Source organism: Novosphingobium sp. 18050 (assembly GCF_902706195.1).
Taxonomy (GTDB): Bacteria; Pseudomonadota; Alphaproteobacteria; order Sphingomonadales; family Sphingomonadaceae; genus Novosphingobium.
The window spans coordinates 134,832-150,974 of the sequence record NZ_CACSJO010000009.1 but is presented as its reverse complement, the minus strand read 5'-3'; the positions used below and the strand labels follow the sequence as shown (position 1 = coordinate 150,974).

At 63.3% G+C, this 16,143-nt stretch carries 18 protein-coding genes; 9 read left to right on the top strand and 9 right to left on the bottom strand.

Going from position 1 to position 16,143, the window contains the following annotated elements:
* Positions 1–132: 132 nt before the first annotated feature.
* Positions 133–441, top strand: a complete 309-nt coding sequence (locus GVL61_RS11450; protein ID WP_159980034.1) for a putative quinol monooxygenase — start codon at positions 133–135, stop codon at positions 439–441.
* 3 nt (positions 442–444) lie between these two features.
* Here GVL61_RS11450 and ung read toward each other — a convergent pair whose 3' ends face one another.
* Positions 445–1,128 carry a uracil-DNA glycosylase gene (ung, locus tag GVL61_RS11445; RefSeq protein WP_159980032.1) on the bottom strand — a complete coding sequence of 228 codons (684 nt, stop codon included), beginning with the start codon at positions 1,126–1,128 and terminating at the stop codon, positions 445–447.
* Between the two features lie 96 nt (positions 1,129–1,224).
* On the opposite strand from ung, the gene GVL61_RS11440 reads away from it, so the two are divergent.
* The 5 genes from GVL61_RS11440 (at position 1,225) to GVL61_RS11420 (ending at position 5,180) form a co-directional block, all read left to right on the top strand.
* Entirely contained in the window at positions 1,225–1,848 is a 624-nt protein-coding gene (locus GVL61_RS11440; protein WP_059152782.1) for a ribonuclease D, read from the top strand.
* A 28-nt stretch (positions 1,849–1,876) separates the two neighbouring features.
* Positions 1,877–2,524 carry an LPS export ABC transporter periplasmic protein LptC gene (lptC, locus tag GVL61_RS11435; RefSeq protein ID WP_159980030.1) on the top strand — a complete coding sequence of 216 codons (648 nt, stop codon included), beginning with the start codon at positions 1,877–1,879 and terminating at the stop codon, positions 2,522–2,524.
* Positions 2,521–3,048 (top strand): LptA/OstA family protein, encoded by a 528-nt coding sequence (locus GVL61_RS11430; protein ID WP_159980028.1) that lies wholly within the window; start codon positions 2,521–2,523, stop codon positions 3,046–3,048. The genes lptC and GVL61_RS11430 overlap by 4 nt, the downstream gene beginning before the upstream one ends.
* A 103-nt stretch (positions 3,049–3,151) precedes the next feature.
* Positions 3,152–3,583, top strand: a complete 432-nt coding sequence (locus GVL61_RS11425; protein ID WP_159980026.1) for a hypothetical protein — start codon at positions 3,152–3,154, stop codon at positions 3,581–3,583.
* Positions 3,584–3,650: 67 nt separating this feature from the next.
* Positions 3,651–5,180: a glycosyl hydrolase family 28-related protein gene (locus GVL61_RS11420; protein WP_159980024.1), complete on the top strand. Its 1,530-nt coding sequence runs from the start codon at positions 3,651–3,653 to the stop codon at positions 5,178–5,180.
* A 37-nt stretch (positions 5,181–5,217) separates the two neighbouring features.
* Here GVL61_RS11420 and GVL61_RS11415 read toward each other — a convergent pair whose 3' ends face one another.
* From GVL61_RS11415 to GVL61_RS11395, 5 genes are all read right to left on the bottom strand, one after another.
* Entirely contained in the window at positions 5,218–6,618 is a 1,401-nt protein-coding gene (locus GVL61_RS11415) for a sugar transferase (RefSeq protein WP_159980022.1), read from the bottom strand.
* A 161-nt stretch (positions 6,619–6,779) separates the two neighbouring features.
* Positions 6,780–7,814, bottom strand: coding sequence for a DNA polymerase III subunit delta (gene holA, locus GVL61_RS11410; protein WP_159980020.1), 1,035 nt, complete (start codon positions 7,812–7,814; stop codon positions 6,780–6,782).
* 6 nt (positions 7,815–7,820) lie between these two features.
* Positions 7,821–8,315: an LPS assembly lipoprotein LptE gene (gene lptE, locus GVL61_RS11405; protein WP_235037641.1), complete on the bottom strand. Its 495-nt coding sequence runs from the start codon at positions 8,313–8,315 to the stop codon at positions 7,821–7,823.
* Positions 8,312–10,831 carry a leucine--tRNA ligase gene (gene leuS, locus GVL61_RS11400; RefSeq protein WP_159980018.1) on the bottom strand — a complete coding sequence of 840 codons (2,520 nt, stop codon included), beginning with the start codon at positions 10,829–10,831 and terminating at the stop codon, positions 8,312–8,314. Before leuS ends, lptE begins: the two co-directional genes overlap by 4 nt.
* A gap of 153 nt (positions 10,832–10,984) precedes the next feature.
* Entirely contained in the window at positions 10,985–11,452 is a 468-nt protein-coding gene (locus GVL61_RS11395) for a DUF3576 domain-containing protein (protein ID WP_200844753.1), read from the bottom strand.
* Positions 11,453–11,814: 362 nt separating this feature from the next.
* Here GVL61_RS11395 and GVL61_RS11390 point away from each other — a divergent pair, with 362 nt between their 5' ends.
* Positions 11,815–12,534, top strand: a complete 720-nt coding sequence (locus GVL61_RS11390; RefSeq protein ID WP_235037640.1) for a hypothetical protein — start codon at positions 11,815–11,817, stop codon at positions 12,532–12,534.
* A 140-nt stretch (positions 12,535–12,674) separates the two neighbouring features.
* On the top strand, positions 12,675–13,397 hold the full coding sequence (gene phbB / locus GVL61_RS11385) for an acetoacetyl-CoA reductase (RefSeq protein WP_159980014.1): 723 nt from the start codon (positions 12,675–12,677) through the stop codon (positions 13,395–13,397).
* Between the two features lie 162 nt (positions 13,398–13,559).
* Here phbB and GVL61_RS11380 read toward each other — a convergent pair whose 3' ends face one another.
* Complete coding sequence (locus GVL61_RS11380) at positions 13,560–14,474, bottom strand: DMT family transporter (protein ID WP_159980012.1); 915 nt, start codon at positions 14,472–14,474, stop codon at positions 13,560–13,562.
* Between the two features lie 89 nt (positions 14,475–14,563).
* On the opposite strand from GVL61_RS11380, the gene GVL61_RS11375 reads away from it, so the two are divergent.
* Complete coding sequence (locus GVL61_RS11375) at positions 14,564–15,043, top strand: Lrp/AsnC family transcriptional regulator (RefSeq protein WP_159980010.1); 480 nt, start codon at positions 14,564–14,566, stop codon at positions 15,041–15,043.
* 87 nt (positions 15,044–15,130) lie between these two features.
* Here GVL61_RS11375 and rpsI read toward each other — a convergent pair whose 3' ends face one another.
* Both rpsI and rplM read right to left on the bottom strand, forming a co-directional pair.
* Positions 15,131–15,646: a 30S ribosomal protein S9 gene (gene rpsI / locus GVL61_RS11370; RefSeq protein WP_043974064.1), complete on the bottom strand. Its 516-nt coding sequence runs from the start codon at positions 15,644–15,646 to the stop codon at positions 15,131–15,133.
* Positions 15,646–16,125 carry a 50S ribosomal protein L13 gene (gene rplM, locus GVL61_RS11365; protein WP_043974066.1) on the bottom strand — a complete coding sequence of 160 codons (480 nt, stop codon included), beginning with the start codon at positions 16,123–16,125 and terminating at the stop codon, positions 15,646–15,648. The genes rpsI and rplM overlap by 1 nt, the downstream gene beginning before the upstream one ends.
* Positions 16,126–16,143: the final 18 nt, after the last annotated feature.

Sequence of the window (16,143 nt, the reverse complement as noted above, 5' to 3'; positions counted from 1 at the left end):
TGCGCCCCTTTTTGTTTGTTGAGCCACAGCCTGAACCCGTCAAATGCCCCACCCGCCGAGGCGATCACTTGGCCCCGCAACTTGACCATCCCCTTCGCCGCCGGTTCACTACCTGCGAGAGGGAGATCAGGAATGCTGCTGGAAATCGCCGAAATCGAAGTGCGCCCGGGCGCGGAAGATCAGTTCGCCGCCGCCATGCGCGAAACCGGCGTCGCCCACCTTGCCGCCTGCGACGGTGTGGTCACGGCCAGTTTCGGGCGCGGCGTCGAAAACCCCTCGAAATTCACCTTCAACGTCGTGTGGACATCGATGGAAGCCCATCAAGCCGCCCGCACGCTCGAAGCCTTCGGCAAATTCCGCGCATGCTTCGGCGACATGTCGATTGGCGGCGCGATGAGTCACTACCAGATGGACGCAGCGCTCACCGGCCCTGCGGCCTGACCGTCACCAGTCGATCGTCCCGCGTCCGTTCTTGCTGAGGAACTCGTTCGCGCGGCTGAAATGCCTGCAACCGAAAAAGCCGGTATAAGCCGAAAGCGGGCTCGGATGCGGGGCCATCAGCACGAGGTGGTGGCTTTCCGCCAGCCCAGCCATGCGCATCGCCTTCTTCTTCGCGTGGTTGCCCCATAGCATGAAGACGCAAGGCTCCGTCTTGGCGGCAACGGCAGCGACGGCCGCATCGGTGATCGCTTCCCAGCCCCGGTTCTGATGCGATCCGGCCCGCCCCTCCTCGACGGTAAGGGCATTGTTGAGCAGCAGTACGCCTTGGCGCGCCCAATGCTCCAGATTCCCGTGCCCCGGCGCAGCGACGCCGCAGTCGGTGGCCAATTCCTTGTAGATGTTCGCGAGCGAAGGCGGCACCCGCACGCCTTCTGGCACCGAAAACGAAAGCCCATGGGCCTGCCCGGCCCTGTGGTAAGGGTCCTGTCCCAGGATCACCACGCGCACTTCGTCCAGCGGCGTCAGCTCGAAAGCGCGCAGCCGATTGGCGCGCGTCGGAAAGATCTGCTTGCCGACCGCCTCTTCGGCAGCGAGCCAATCACCGAGGCCGCGCGCCTCTGGCGTGGCCAGTGCGGGACCAAGCGCCGCGGTCCAGCCGGGCGGCGCGCTCAGGTGCTGTGTTGCCATGATGCCCTCACCCTCCCGAAAAACCTGCGCACCGGCGCATGGCAGGGCTTGCGGCCATTGCGAAACACCGGCCCAGTCCCTAAGCATTTCCGGCATATGGCTGTCTATCTCCACGAAGAAGATCTCCCCGAAGGCGTGCTCGCGCCGGGGCCCGTCGCTGTCGACACCGAAACGATGGGTCTCATCACCCCTCGCGACCGGCTCTGCCTTGTGCAGATTTCGGATGGCAAGGGGGACGAACACCTCGTCCGTTTCGCTCCCGGCAGCGCTTACGATGCGCCCAACCTGAAGGCCGTTCTGGCCGATCCGGCGCGCCTCAAGCTTTATCATTTCGCGCGCTTCGATCTGGCTGCCGTGGAACACTACATGGGGGTCACCGCCGCGCCGGTGTTCTGCACCAAGATCGCCAGCAAGCTGGTGCGTACGTACACGGATCGCCACGGCCTCAAGGACCTCGTGCGCGAACTGCTCGGCAAGGAAGTGTCCAAGCAGCAGCAGTCGAGCGACTGGGGCGCCCCGGAACTGACCGACGCGCAGAAGGACTATGCCGCATCGGACGTGCGTTACCTGCACGCCATGCACACCATCCTGGTGACGCGTCTCGCCCGCGAAAACCGCACAGAGATCGCTCAGGCCTGTTTCGATTTCCTGCCCGCCCGCGCCCGGCTCGACCTGGCAGGCTGGCCCGACCACGACATCTTCAGCCACGAAGCAGCCTGATCGCTCCAAGAGAGTTGCGTAACCAGACATGTCCGTAGAAGCCGTAGAGATCCGCAACCGCCGTCGGCACTTTGCCGCGCCCGGTGGCTCGCATGATCGACTTGTCGGCTTCCTCGCCAAGGCGCTCCCCGCAGGGATCGGTCTGGTGGCAGCGGTAATGATCCTGGTGCCGCTCTCTCCGCGCGGCGAAATCAGCTTCCTGCTGGATCGCAACAAGGTGGCCATCACTAACGAGCGCCTCGTGGTGAATGACGCCGCCTATCGCGGCAAGGACGACAAGAATCGCGGCTTCGTGGTCACTGCCGGTACTGCCGTGCAGCGCGCCGCCGCCATTCCGGTGGTCCAGATGCAGAAGCTCAGGGCCCTGCTCAGCCTTAACGACGGCCCGGCTGAAATCGTCGCGCCGAAAGGCGCCTACAACTACGACACCGACAAGATCGCGGTGGCCGGCCCGGTGAACTTCGCCGCGCCTGACGGCTACAAGATGACCACCAGCAGGGTCGACATCGACGTGAAGAGCAAGGTCGCCGTCGGTTCAGGCGGGGTGGACGGGACGGTGCCCACCGGCACGTTCCGCTCCGATTCGATGAGGGCTGACCTTGAAAGCCGCACCGTGACCCTTGAAGGCAGTGCCCGGCTGCGCATGACGCCCGGCAAGCTGAGGATTCCCCAATGACCCCCGCCCGCAAAAAGCTCTTCCGCGTAGCGCTGGCCGTGCCGGTACTGGGGCTGGCTGCCCTTGGCGCATCGCCCCAAATCGACGCCCAGGTCCTTTCGGGCCATAACTCCGACGCTCCGGTGGACTATGCCGCCGACCGTATCGAGCTTCAGGACAAGCAGAACCGCGTAGTCCTGACCGGCAACGTCGACGTGAAGCAGGCCGAACTGCGCCTGCGCGCCGCGCGCACGGTGGTAAACTTTACCAACGCCGGCTCGATGCAGATCCAACGCATTACCGCATCGGGCGGCGTCGTCGTCACCCGCGCCGACGAAGTGGCGACGGGCGACGTAGGCATCTACGACTTCAACCAGAAGATCATCACGATGACCGGCAATGCCACGATCAAGCGCGGCAACGGCGACACCCTGCGCGGCGGCCGTCTGGTCGTCGACCTCAAGAGCGGCGTCTCTTCCGCCTCCGGCGGCCAGCGCGGCCGCGTTTCGGGCACTTTCAGCGTACCCAAGCAGAACGGCAACTGAAACCGGGGCACGCCCCCGATTAAAGCAAGTTAACTAAAAGGCATTTTCCTACACGCACCGACGTGCGTATCTGGATTCGGGTCTCACCCAATGAGGAGCCCCCATGTCCAACAACCCTATTTCCTTGCCCGGCGGATATGCTCCGGCGTTTGCAATTGGGTTCGCCGATGCTCAAAGCGGTATGCTGTCCCTCGTCGATGGTGCGCGGCCGCTTCCCGTTCAAACCGTCACGCCAGCTGTGGCCCAGAGCCTTGAAGGAACCGCTTCCGTCAACGGCTCTGTAGGCCCGTTCGTACCGGCACCAGGAAGGCCGGTCTACATCACTTTGGCGGGTAACTGGCAAGGCACCGTCACCGTCCAGCGTTCAACCGACGTAGGTGCCACTCGCTATCCCCTGACGGTAGGCGGCCAAGCCTGGGGAATCTACCAAGCCAACGCCTGCGAGCCGATCTGGGAAGAGTACGAGAACGGCGCCGCGCTCTACCTCTCCATCGTCATGACCGCAGGCTCGCTGCGTTATCGGTTCGCGCAGTAGCAAGCACGCTGCTCCTGCCCTGCTGGCAGGCCGCGTTCATTCTCTCTCCACATTTTTGGAGGCAATCATGGCCAACGATTTCACCGCACGCGGCATGACTATGACTCAGCGACGCGATCTCGCCTCTGCAAGCACCGGCAAGGGTGCCGCGCTTGTCGGTGTGGAGGGGGGCGGGACGATTGCTGATACACTCCCCCCCGCCCAGAAACACACCCCGACCGCGACCGGCTCCGTATCGATCTTCGTGAAGGACATTCTGGAAAAATACCTTTTTCCAGAACAATTCGGCGCTACCGGGAATGGCATAAGTGACGACACCGCTGCCTGGCAGGATGCGATCAATGCCGCATCAATGCTCAAAAAGCCGATCATGTTTCCTTCGGGCACCTGCGTGGCGGATGGCCTTGCGCTCGCCAACCGAGTTCAGATCAGGGGGATGGGTCGCGCGCAATCGCTTTTCAAGGCAAAAGCGGGTTCGGCAAACCCGATGTTTAAACTTCCCATGGGCCAGGTACAGGGCTTCGCTCTTCGCGACGTCGACTTTCAGGGTCTTGGCGCGCAGAATGCAGGGCAGCCGTGCTGGTCCTTCACTTCACAAATGGACGCTGGCGGAAATGGCGGAATGTGGACCTGCAATTTCGAAAATATTGAAATTCGCGGATTTGACGGCGATTCGATAGCATTTCGCGGCGGTCATGATAATTTCATCCGCCCACACCAATGGGTAACGCTAAGCAAGATCCAGGTCGAACGTCCGCGCAAGGAAAGTGGGTACGCGCTCTATATGTCCGGACAGTGCGAAGCATTCACCTTCAATACATGCCGGTTCGACGGTAACGGCAGCGGAACATATGTGGCAGGGGCGAGCGATCAAGGTATCAACGTCTACCTTGGACGCGAGTTTGGCGGCACTTCTGCCGCACTTGGCGACAACGCCCCCGACATGATAAAATTTATCAACGGTGTGTGCCAACAGGCAACCGTAGGGATGGTGATCGACCGCTGTGAAAACATCGACATCGACACTTGCCGCTTCGAAGACCTCGGCAATGCCATCCGGGTCGGCAGCAGCGCGATCGCCCGCATTCACGGATGCAGATTCGGCGATGCTGCAAATGTAGTGAGCAGCGGAACGGCACTTTCAGTAACCGGTGATGCGCGGGTCGTCTTCGGCCCTGGCAATCGTTTTCTGGGGGTCACGACTAAGTCGGTGACCACTGACGGGGCCGGGTCTGTCTACATGTCTGGACCGACATGGGGCGGGTTGGGCGCAGAAGCGAACGTCATCCCCACTCGAACCGTCAGTGCGGGCAGCACTCAGCTACTAATGAGGTCGGCGCGCGGAGTGTACCTGTCCGCGAATGCCGAGGGGATCATCCTGAACAACCTTGCCTCGGACCTGTCTCCGGGCGAGGATTTCTTCATCCAGATGAATCCTGGATCGAACACCGTGACCCTTAGCAATAGTGGCGGCAGCTACCCCAATACCATCAATCTCGGCGCTGGAATCCAAAGCTTACCGATGTTGGGCGGCGAAACGCATTATTTCCAGCGATCCAACGTGACACGCGGCTGGAATTACAAGGGAAAGACCTGACGATCAAAGAGTTCTATCGGCGCATTGCCGAGAACGATCAAAACGCTCGGTCGTGGACCAGCACGCGCATGGTTAGCAGGATGATCTGGATGTCGCGCATGATTGTCCAACCCTCCAGGTACTCGAGGTCGGCCTGGAGGCGGTTGACGAGATCCGATTCGTGGTCGGTAGCGCCGCGGAAACCGCGGACCTGGGCCAGCCCGGAAAGCCCCGGCTTGAGCGAGTGACGCTGCCAGTAGCGAAGGTCGATTTCCCAGAACAGCTTGTCGCCCGCAAGCGAGCCCGTCGCGTGCGGGCGCGGGCCGACCAGGCTCATGTCGCCGAGCAGCACGTTGAACAACTGCGGCAGCTCGTCGATGCTGGTCTTGCGGATGAAGCGACCGACGCGGGTTATGCGCTTGTCGTCTTTCGAGGCCGAGACGCTGCCGGTCGCATCGCCCAGCGACTGGGTCATCGAGCGGAACTTGTACATGTTGAAGAAGCGGTTGCCCCGGCCCATGCGGCGCTGGGTGAAGAACACCGGACCGCCATCCTGCAGCTTCACCGCCAGAGCCACCGCGATCAGCAGCGGCGACAGGGCCAGGACAGCGCCGCCTGCGAAGGCGACGTCGAACATGCGCTTGATCGCGCGCTCGCGCAGGCCAAGCGGACCAGCCGAAACCAGCAGTAAGCCATGCTTGCCGACCACACGGGCGCCCTGCGCACCGAGGCGGGCGACTTCGTCGTCAAGCACTTCGCCGTCGACATTGGCGCCCTTGAGCATCATCGCCCACTCGACGCGGCGCCCCGAAGGGCAGCTAACGACGACACGGTCGATGTTGCGCAGGATAAGGCCGATACGGTCCAGCGCGTGCGGATCGTTGAGGTTGGGACGCAGGCCCATCGCGGCGGCCGATACGCGAATCGCACCGCGCAGGTTCACCTGCGGACCGCCATCGTCGATGATCAACTCGTTCATCACGCTTTCGCCGCAGCGCCAGCGCACGAAACTACGCAGTTGCAGACGTCCCCAGGAAATCACCAGCATCGCGCAGATCGCGCCGCCGTTGAAGCCTATACGGGAAACGTCGGAGTCCGGGCGGATCAGGAACTGCACGAAGACAACCACCACGACGGCGATCATGATCGCCACCATCGCCCGAAAAATTCCGGTCCAGCCTTCCTGCAACGTGGTCGTGGAATAGGAGCCGTTGTAGAGCGCGAGAGTAAGGTAGATCGGCAGGATCAGCTGTGCGTGAACAAGGCCTTCGCCAAGCCCTAACCCGCCGGCAAGCAGATAGCCGGTCGCAGCAAAGCCAAGGAATATTGCGAAGACATCTGCAACCACTAATGCGAGATAACACTGCAACCGCCGTCGCTCACGCGAGGGCGCGACCAGCAGGTCATCAAAGTGCGACTGCTCCTTTAGGAGCGGTTCCGCGGCAAATGGCGCATTCATCGGCCCAGCCCTCCTGCTCGCGAACTCACGCCGATTTTTCCTCACACAAACTCATCGGCACTCGCGACATGGAGCCATGCTGCGGCGCAATACGTATAAGCCCGTAGGAACATTGCAGGCAACTGGAAAAGAGAAATACGTCAGACCGTTATAATTGTCCGCTATCTGGTATTCGGACGGGCCGAACGGGCAATTGTCAATAAACCGTCAGCCAACAGAATTTCCGCATTGTGACTATTTGCAAGAAGAGCCTGGTGCAATGCGATGAGTCGCGCAACCAACCGCTCCAGCCTTTGACCGCGCCAAAGTTGCAATTGCACCGTCAGAGCAGGCTGGTCTTTCCAGAAGACGCGCCGTGCGCCGGCTTCGACCTTCAGGAACCCGGCAACGTCCCGCCCATCGCCCAGCCGCGCGTTCAGCCCGGCGAGTTGCGCCGCGCGCCGCTCGAACGCCAGCAGCAGACCAACCGGGTTCATTTCCTGCTCGCGCATGCGCCGCAGTTCCGGTCCGACCGCGTCGCGGCGTCCGCCCAGAACAGCGTCGACGAGCGTGGCGAAACCATCGTCCTCCGTCGAGGCGCCAACCGCGTCGAGATCCGCCATCGTCACAGGGCGCGGCGTTTCCGGCGATGCATCGATATAGAGCGCCAGCTTGGTCACTTCCGAGCGGGCGATGCGCGTATCAAGGCCTGCCCCGCGCGCGATCCGCTCCGCGATCTCGCTACCCAGCTTAAGCCCGGCGGCATTGGCCATGGTGCGCACCGATGCCGTCACCGAACCGAGGTCCGGCGGATAGAACATCGCGACCAGACCGTCAGGGCGGGTCGCAAGGAGCTTGGCGGTGCGCGACTTGTCGGTAGCCCCGGTCGCGACGATCAGAACCGGGCAGCCCTCCACGTCGTTTTCCAGCAGGGTCTGGACGGCATCATGCGCCTCGTCGCCGGCAGCACGTACCCAGATGTGGCGGTTGCCGCCGAAAAGGGAGGTCGACCGCGCCTCATCCCCCAACCGGACTGGATCACGGCGCAAGTCCGCGCCTGCCATCTCAACCCGCTCGCCAGGATCATCCAGCAGCGAGACAATGCGGGTGGCGGCGTCGAACGCGCTCGATTCGTCAGGGCCGCAGAAGAAGAACACGCGGGCCTCGCGGGCGGCACGGGCAGCTAACCCTGCAAACTCCTTCTGGCTGGCCTTCACGGGTCCTTACTGATTCGTATCGCCGCGCAGGCGCAGCGCGACATTGGTGACGATGCGGTTCGCAACGTCCTTGGCCATGTTTTCAAGCGCGGTCTGTTCGGCCGCGATCGTCGCATAGTCGGACGAAACCACGTCGATACCCGCATCCGAACCGGCAGTGGCGTCGAGAACGATTTCGCCGCTGGCCACGTCGACCAGCTGGTACCGTGCGCGCAAGGTCCGGCGTTCACGGCCAACGGTATCGTCCGAGAGCAGCGCGAAGCTTTCCAGCTTGTCGTCGAGGCGGATGTCCAGACGGTACTTGGGCGCGGCCTTGCCAGCCATGCCCAGTTCGTCGACCAGGGCATTGCGGACCAGCCAGCCGGCCCGCCCCTCGATCGCCGAGACCTGCACACCGGCAAGCCCCTGCGCGACGGCGGCATTGCCGCCGCCCGCATACATCGGCTGCAGCCCGCACCCGGCAAGCAGCATGGCGCCAGCAAGAACCGCGAGAACCCTCACGCGACGATATTGACCAGGCGGTCGGGCACGACGATTACCTTGCGCACTTCAGCTCCATCGAGGGCACGCTGCACCTTCTCGCTGGCGAGGGCAAGCGCCTCCAGCTCTTCCTTGGGCATACCCTTGGGAACGGTCACGGTATCGCGCAGCTTGCCCTTCACCTGAATGGCGACGGTCACTTCGTCGTCGACCAGCAGGGCCGGGTCGACTTCGGGCCAAAGTGCGTCGGCGATCAGGCCCTCTCCGATACCGGCCCAAGCCTCTTCGGCAAGGTGCGGCATCATCGGTGCGACCAGCAGCAGCAGCGTGCGGATCGCGGTCGAACGGCTTGCTGAAGGCGGCGCCTTTTCGATCGCGCCGGTCAGTTCGTAAATACGGGCCACGGTCTTGTTGAAGCCCAGCGATTCGATGTCGCGCGCGGCGGCATCGACGGTCTGGTGGGCCTTGCGATCGAGCGCCTTGTCCTCACCCGTCGCCGCAGCGTCGAACTGGCCGAACAGGCGCCACAGACGCTGTACGAAGCGGCCGCAGCCCTCGATGCCGGCTTCGGACCACGGCAGATCGCGCTCTGGCGGGCTGTCGGAAAGCATGAACCAGCGGATCGCGTCGGCACCGTAAGTCGCGACGATCTCGTCGGGATCGACCACGTTCTTCTTCGACTTCGACATCTTGATCACGCGGCCTACTTCGATCGGAGCGCCGTCTGCCTTGAGCGACGCGCCATCGGACCTGCGCTCGACCTCGCCGGGCGTGAAGTACACCGGCTGGCCGTTGGCGTCGTTGATGCGGAAGTACGTTTCGTGCGTGACCATCCCTTGCGTGAACAAGCTGCCGAACGGCTCCTTCACCTCGATCTTGCCGATCCGGGCTAGCGCGCGGGTCCAGAAGCGGGCGTAGAGCAAGTGCAGGATCGCATGCTCGATGCCGCCGATGTACTGTTCCACCGGCAGCCACTCGGCGATCTTGACCGGGTCGAACGGACGGTCGCCGGGCTGGCTGGCGAAGCGCAGGAAGTACCACGAACTGTCGACGAAAGTGTCGAGCGTATCGGTTTCACGCCGCGCGGGCGCGCCGCACTGCGGGCAGTCGACATGCTTCCAGGTCGGATGGCGTACCAGCGGGTTGCCGGGCGTCTGGAAATCGACGTCATCGGGCAGAGTTACGGGCAGGTGCTTCTTAGGCACCGGCACCACACCGCAGACCTCGCAGTGGATGAAGGGGATCGGTGTGCCCCAGTAGCGCTGGCGCGAAACGCCCCAGTCGCGCAGGCGCCATACGGTCTTGCCCTCGCCCCAGCTTTCGCTTTCGGCGCGGGCGATCACGGCGGCCTTGGCATCGGCTACGCTCATGCCGTCAAGGAAGCCCGAGTTTACCAGAATGCCGTCTCCGGCCTCCGACTCGCCGTCGAACGGCTTGTCGGCGTCGGCGGCGCTGGCGGCGACCACGCGCAGGATCGGCAGGTCGTACTTGGTGGCGAATTCGAAGTCGCGCTGGTCGTGCCCGGGAACGGCCATGACCGCGCCGGTGCCGTAATCCATCAGCACGAAGTTGGCGATGTAGACCGGCAGATCAGCGCCCGTGAACGGGTGCTTCGCGGTGATCCCGGTGTCGAAGCCCAGCTTCTCCGCCGTTTCCAGCTCGGCAGCGGTGGTGCCGCCCTGCTTGCACAGGGCGATGAAGTCATCGACCTCGGGGCGGCCAATGGCGGCGGCCTGCGCGATCGGGTGGTCGGCGGCGACGGCCACGAAGCTGGCACCGAAGATCGTGTCGGGGCGGGTCGAGTAGACTTCCACGCTGCCGCCGGTCGACAGCGCGAAGCTGAATTGCAGGCCCTGCGATTTGCCGATCCAGTTTTCCTGCATCGTGCGGACCTTCTCGGGCCACTTGTCGAGGCTGGAGAGACCTTCGAGCAGTTCGTCGGCGAAGTCGGTGATCTTGAGGAACCACTGGGAGAGCTTGCGCTTCTCGACCAGCGCGCCGGAACGCCAGCCGCGTCCGTCGATAACCTGCTCGTTAGCAAGCACGGTATGGTCGACCGGATCCCAGTTGACCGCCGATTCCTTGCGGTAGACCAGATCGTGGGCGTAAAGGTCGAGGAACAGCGCCTGTTCGTGGCCGTAGTATTCCGGCTCGCAGGTCGCCAGTTCGCGGCTCCAGTCGAGCGCGAAGCCCAGCCGCTTGAGCTGGGCCTTCATGTTCGCGATGTTCTCGCGCGTCCAGCCGCCGGGGTGCACGCCCTTTTCCATGGCGGCGTTCTCAGCCGGCATACCGAAGGCGTCCCAGCCCATCGGGTGGAGAACCTCGAAGCCGCGCATCCGCTTGTAGCGGGCCAGCACGTCACCCATCGTGTAATTGCGAACGTGGCCGATGTGGATGCGCCCCGAGGGATAGGGGAACATCTCAAGCACGTAGCTGCGCGGCTTGGAGGACGTGTCGTCGGCGCGGAAGCTTTGCGCTTCGTCCCACGCAGCCTGCCAGCGCGTGTCGGCCTGAGCCGGATCGAACCGCTCGGTCATCTTAGTATCTTCTCCTGCGGACCTATGGTCCTAGGGTTGAAAATCCGCCGCCGACGGATTTTGCGGCACCGGCCCGCTCCTCCACCCGGCCTTCCACAGTTTATCGTGATGGAAGGCCGGGTGGGCGAGCGGACCGGTGCTGCGTAAAACTACTTACCCGCCGATCGAATCGCGACGAAGGTCGCGGGCGCGGGTGAGAATGATGTCTTCCAGCTTCTGCACGGTGGCCGCCTGTACCGGGGCCGGGGCCCAGCCGCCGCCCTGCGACACTTCACGCACGGCCGTTACCTTGAGCGCGTCGGCCCGCAGGTTCTGGTCGAGGATCATGATCGAGACCTTGACCCGCTCGGTCGGGGTCTTGGGGTTCACGTACCAGTCGGTGATGATGACGCCGCCGTTGCTGTCCGACTGGAGCAGCGGCATGAACGACACCGAATCGAGGCTGGCGCGCCACAGGTAGCTGTTTACGCCGATCGTGGTCACCTGCGAGGGCGCAAGCGAGGTCTTCGCCTTTTCACGCCCACCGCCGCAACCGGCCAGCGCAAGCGCCGCCACGGCGCAGAAGCCTGCGGTTGCGACATTACGCAGGGTAAGAAGGCCGGTATCCGTGCTGCCTGTCATTGTAATTCCCAGTTTCGTGCCAGGTTCGTCGGAGCGGTCCCACAAAAAATGGACGCGCGGGCGAACCCATCGTCAAAAGCCTCTATAACCGCCGCAGTGCGGGCGGCAAGTGCGCCCGAAGCCTTTGCGCCAGCCATGGATGTTCCTAAGCGAAACCACGCTGAGCGCTTGCTGAACGATTGCGCGGCGGCAAGGCGGCGCAGCGAGGCCCTTCCCTATGGCGCTCAGGACGTGTTAATCTCATGCCGCTCTATGTGAAGCCGTCCCGAGATGATCGTGATCAGGACGGTTTGCAGAAGATTTGCGAGAGGCGACAAGGCGTTATCATGGTTACCGAGCAGGTTTCCGCATCAAGGAGCAGCATGACGGGCAGTCTGCTGCTAGCCGGCTGCGTCGGCCTGCTTGCCCTGCCCAGCGCGGTCCTGGCGTTCTCCACCAACTTCAAGTCGCATTCCGGCGCGCCCGGTCAGATCGATTCGCTCGATCCGGAGACAAACCCCGAAAACCTCTCCCGCGCGATTGCCATGCGGTCGCTCGCCAAGGGACAGCAGTTTCCGTTCACCCCGGCCGGCACGCCCAACCGGCAGGACCGTGCGGTGACCGTGGCCGTGCGGGTCGATCCCGAGGCGGCGCAGGCGATCATCGTTCACGGTCGCTCGCCAATGGCGCAGGCAGCCCAGGACGCCGCTCCCATGCGGATCGTATCCACGGCATTCAACCTGGGCGTATCGCGCGGGTACCAGAATTTCGCGCAGAACCTCGTCCCTCAGGCTCCGGCCCGGCCGATCGCGGAATTGCCCGACCTCAAGAAGTTCAGCCTGACGCCAGGCACGGCGGCGAAGGACCCCTCGCGCTTTTCACCGCGCATCTCGATTGACGAGAAGCGCACGCCCGGACGCGCGCCGCGCACGTTCTCGGGAGAGGCCGGCGAAGTCGAACTGGGCGGCGCTTACCGGGTGACCGATAACCTCGATGTCACGGCCGGCGTGCGCTATTCTCAGGACCGTGAGCGACTGGTTCCCCTCACCGATGGCAAGCTCGATGGGCAGGCCGTTTACGTAGGAACACAGTTCAAGTTCTGAAACGAGCAACCACGGTTGCGTTTTCCGCACTTAAAATCGTCGATTACAACCGCGTTTAGGTCAATACTCAGCCTTGCGGCCGTCATATTCATTTCATAGCACTGTACACGGTGGATGTACTGAAATGGGAAAGGCTTGATATGGCGCGCATTGCAATTGTTACCGGCGGCACCCGGGGAATCGGCAAGGCAGTATCACTGGCGCTTCAGGAGCGCGGTCACACAGTTATTGCAAATTATGCAGGCAATGAGGAAAAGGCCCTCGCCTTCACCGCAGAAACCGGCATTCCCGCCTATCGGTGGGATGTCGGCGATCACGAAGCGACGCAGGAAAGCTGCGCGCGTATCGCTGCGGAAATCGGCCCGATCGATATCGTCATCAACAACGCAGGCATCACCCGTGACGGCGTGCTGCAGCGGATGAGCTTCGACGACTGGAACGACGTCATGCGCATCAACCTGGGCGGCTGCTTCAACACCGCCAAGGCCACTTTCGCCGGCATGCGCGAGCGTGGCTGGGGCCGCATCGTCAACATCGGTTCGATCAACGGCCAGGCCGGCCAGTACGGCCAGGTGAACTACGCGGCGGCCAAGTCCGGCATCCACGGCTTCACCAAGGCGCTGGCGCAGGAAGGCGCCAAGTACGGCGTCACCGTCAACGCCATCGCGCCGGGCTACATCGACACCGACATGGTCGCGGCCGTGCCGGCGCCGGTGCTGGAAAAGATCGTCGCCAAGATCCCCGTCGGCCGCCTCGGCAGCGCTTACGAGATCGCGCGTGGCTGTGCGTTCCTGTGCTCGGAGAATGCCGCGTTCGTCACCGGGTCCACGCTCAGCATCAACGGCGGGCAGCATATGTACTGACGGTCCGAGCGGAGTAGCGACACCGTTCGTCAGAACGGCAAGCTAGTCCGCGGCACCGCAAGGCGCGGACCGACACGGCCGGCGGGGCGGCGGACCTTCAAGTCCGCCGAACCCGTTCGACGTCATGGCGGCGGCTCTGCCGTCGCCATTTTACGGCACACTCTAAGGCGCGATCATCGCCTCGACCGGCGCAGGCTCGGCTTCCGGCCCGCGCGTCAGCACCGCGCCGATCGCAGCGCAGACCACGCATGACAGCGCGACCATCTGCCTGCCGGTCAGCACTTCACCCAGCAGCACATAGCCCGCCAGCGCGCCGATCGCCGGATCGATGCTGAGCACCACGCCGTAGGTCCGCTCCGGGATATGCCTGAGCGAAATCATCTCCAGCGAATAGGGTATGGCGCTGGATAGCACCGCAACGATCAGGCCAAGCACCACGGCATGGATGTTGAGCAGGCCCGCGCCCATCGCCGCGATGCCGAAAGGCGCGACCGCCAAGGTGGCGAACACCATGCCCATCGCCACCGTCTGTCCGGGATGGAGGTGCGCCACCTTCTTGCCGCAGACGATATAAAGCCCCCAGCACACCGCCGCGCAGAGCGCGAAACCGATGCCGACCGGGTCAAGGCCGCTCTTCACGTCCCCCATCGGCAGCAGCAGCGCCAGTCCTGCCAGCGCCAGGGCGATCCAGACGAAGTGGAGCAACCGCCGCGAATTGAACAGCGCCACACTTAGCGGGCCAAGCAGTTCGATCGCGATCGCCAATCCTAGCGGGATCGTCCGCAGCGCCAGATAGAAGCTCAGATTCATCATGCCCAGCACGGCGCCGTAGCGGATCAGCAGCAGCAGTTCGCCCCGCGTCCAGCGCCGCCGCCAGGGGCGCCACATCGGCATCAGCAGCAAAGCTGCGAAGCCCACGCGGTACAGCGTCGTGCCCGCCGCGCCGACCATCGGGAAAAGCTGTTTCGCCGCCGAACTTCCGGTCGCGAAAGCCACCATGGCTGCGAGCAGCGCTGCGTAAGGCAGCAAGGCGGAAAGTTCGCTACGCGGAGCGGAAAGGGATGTCGGGGTCTGCATGGCGCGGAGAGATAATACAAAGGCGATTGCGGGTGCCGCCGAAATTAGGCACATGAGTGACGGAATTCGCCATAATGGTGCCTCGAACGATGAAATCCGCCACTCTCGATTCTTTTGACCGCAAGCTGCTTGAATGCGTGCGGCGCCACAATCTCGAACCGGCGCGCAGTCTGGCTGAAAAAGTGGGATTGTCCGAATCGTCCGTGCTGCGGCGGCTCAGGCGGATGCGGGCGGAAGGGGTCATCATCGGCGACATCGCGCTGGTCGATCCCGCGCTCACCGGCGGGGCGATCACGATGCATGTGCTGGTGCAGCTCTACAACGACGGCCACATCCGCACCGATGCCTTCGCCCGCAACATCGCCCGGCGCGAAGAAGTGGTCGCTGCGTGGAACGTGGCCGGTGACGACGATTTCGTCCTCATCGTGCAAGTTCCCTCAATGGAGGCCTACGACGCCTTCACGCGCGAGGAACTGAGCGAGCAGTCCCACGTCCGCGACTTCAAGACCTTGATCTCGATCCGCCCGGTTGTCGACAACATGATTTCGCGCCGCCCGCTCAAGGTCTGAAGCTCGGCGCATTTTCTAAATGCCGGAACGAAAAAAGGGCCGCGGTTTCCCGCGACCCTTTTTTGTAAGCCGAAGCTCTGGAAGCGATTAACGCTTCGAGAACTGGAAGCTACGACGTGCCTTCGCACGGCCGTACTTCTTACGCTCGACCACGCGGCTGTCGCGGGTAAGGAAACCGGCTGCCTTGACGGCTGCGCGCAGCGCAGGCTCGTACTTCGACAGCGCCTGAGCGATACCGTGCTTCACAGCGCCGGCCTGACCCGAGAGACCGCCGCCCTTGACGGTAGCGATCACGTCGTACTGGCCTTCACGACCAGCGACCTGGAAGGTCTGGTTGATAACCAGACGCAGGGTCGGACGTGCGAAGTAAACTTCCTGGTCACGGCCGTTGACGATGATCTTGCCCGAACCGGGCTTGACCCAGACGCGGGCAACCGCGTCCTTACGACGACCGGTCGCGTAAGCGCGGCCCTGGGCGTCGATCTGCTGCTCGCGCAGCGGAGCGTTCGAAACGGGGGCCGCAACGAAGTTGTCGTCAGCGGTGACTTCGCCCGTGATGTCCTTGAGGTCGGACAGGCTCTGAACGGTTTCGGTCTCGGACATTATGCGCCCACCTTGTTCTTGCGGTTCATGGAAGCGACGTCGAGCGCTTCGGGCTGAGTGCCACCGTGCGGATGCTCGGTACCTGCATAGAGGTGCAGGGCACGCATCTGATCGCGGCCAAGCGGACCACGGGGAACCATGCGCTCGACAGCCTTCTCGAGCACGCGCTCGGGGAAGCGGCCCGCGAGGACCTTGTCAGCGGTGACTTCCTTGATGCCGCCGGCGTAACCGGTGTGCTTGTAGTAGGTCTTCTGCTTCAGCTTGTTGCCGGTGAAGCGCACCTTCTCAGCGTTGATGACAACGACATGGTCGCCGCAATCAACGTGGGGGGTGTAGCTCGGCTTGTGCTTGCCGCGCAGCAGGTCGGCGATGATGACGGCGAGACGCCCAGCCACCAGACCGTCAGCATCAATAAGATGCCACTTCTTTTCCACCTCGGCCGGCTTGATCGACCGGGTGACCTTCGTGAGAGCCTTCATGGCTGGTCTATCCCTATG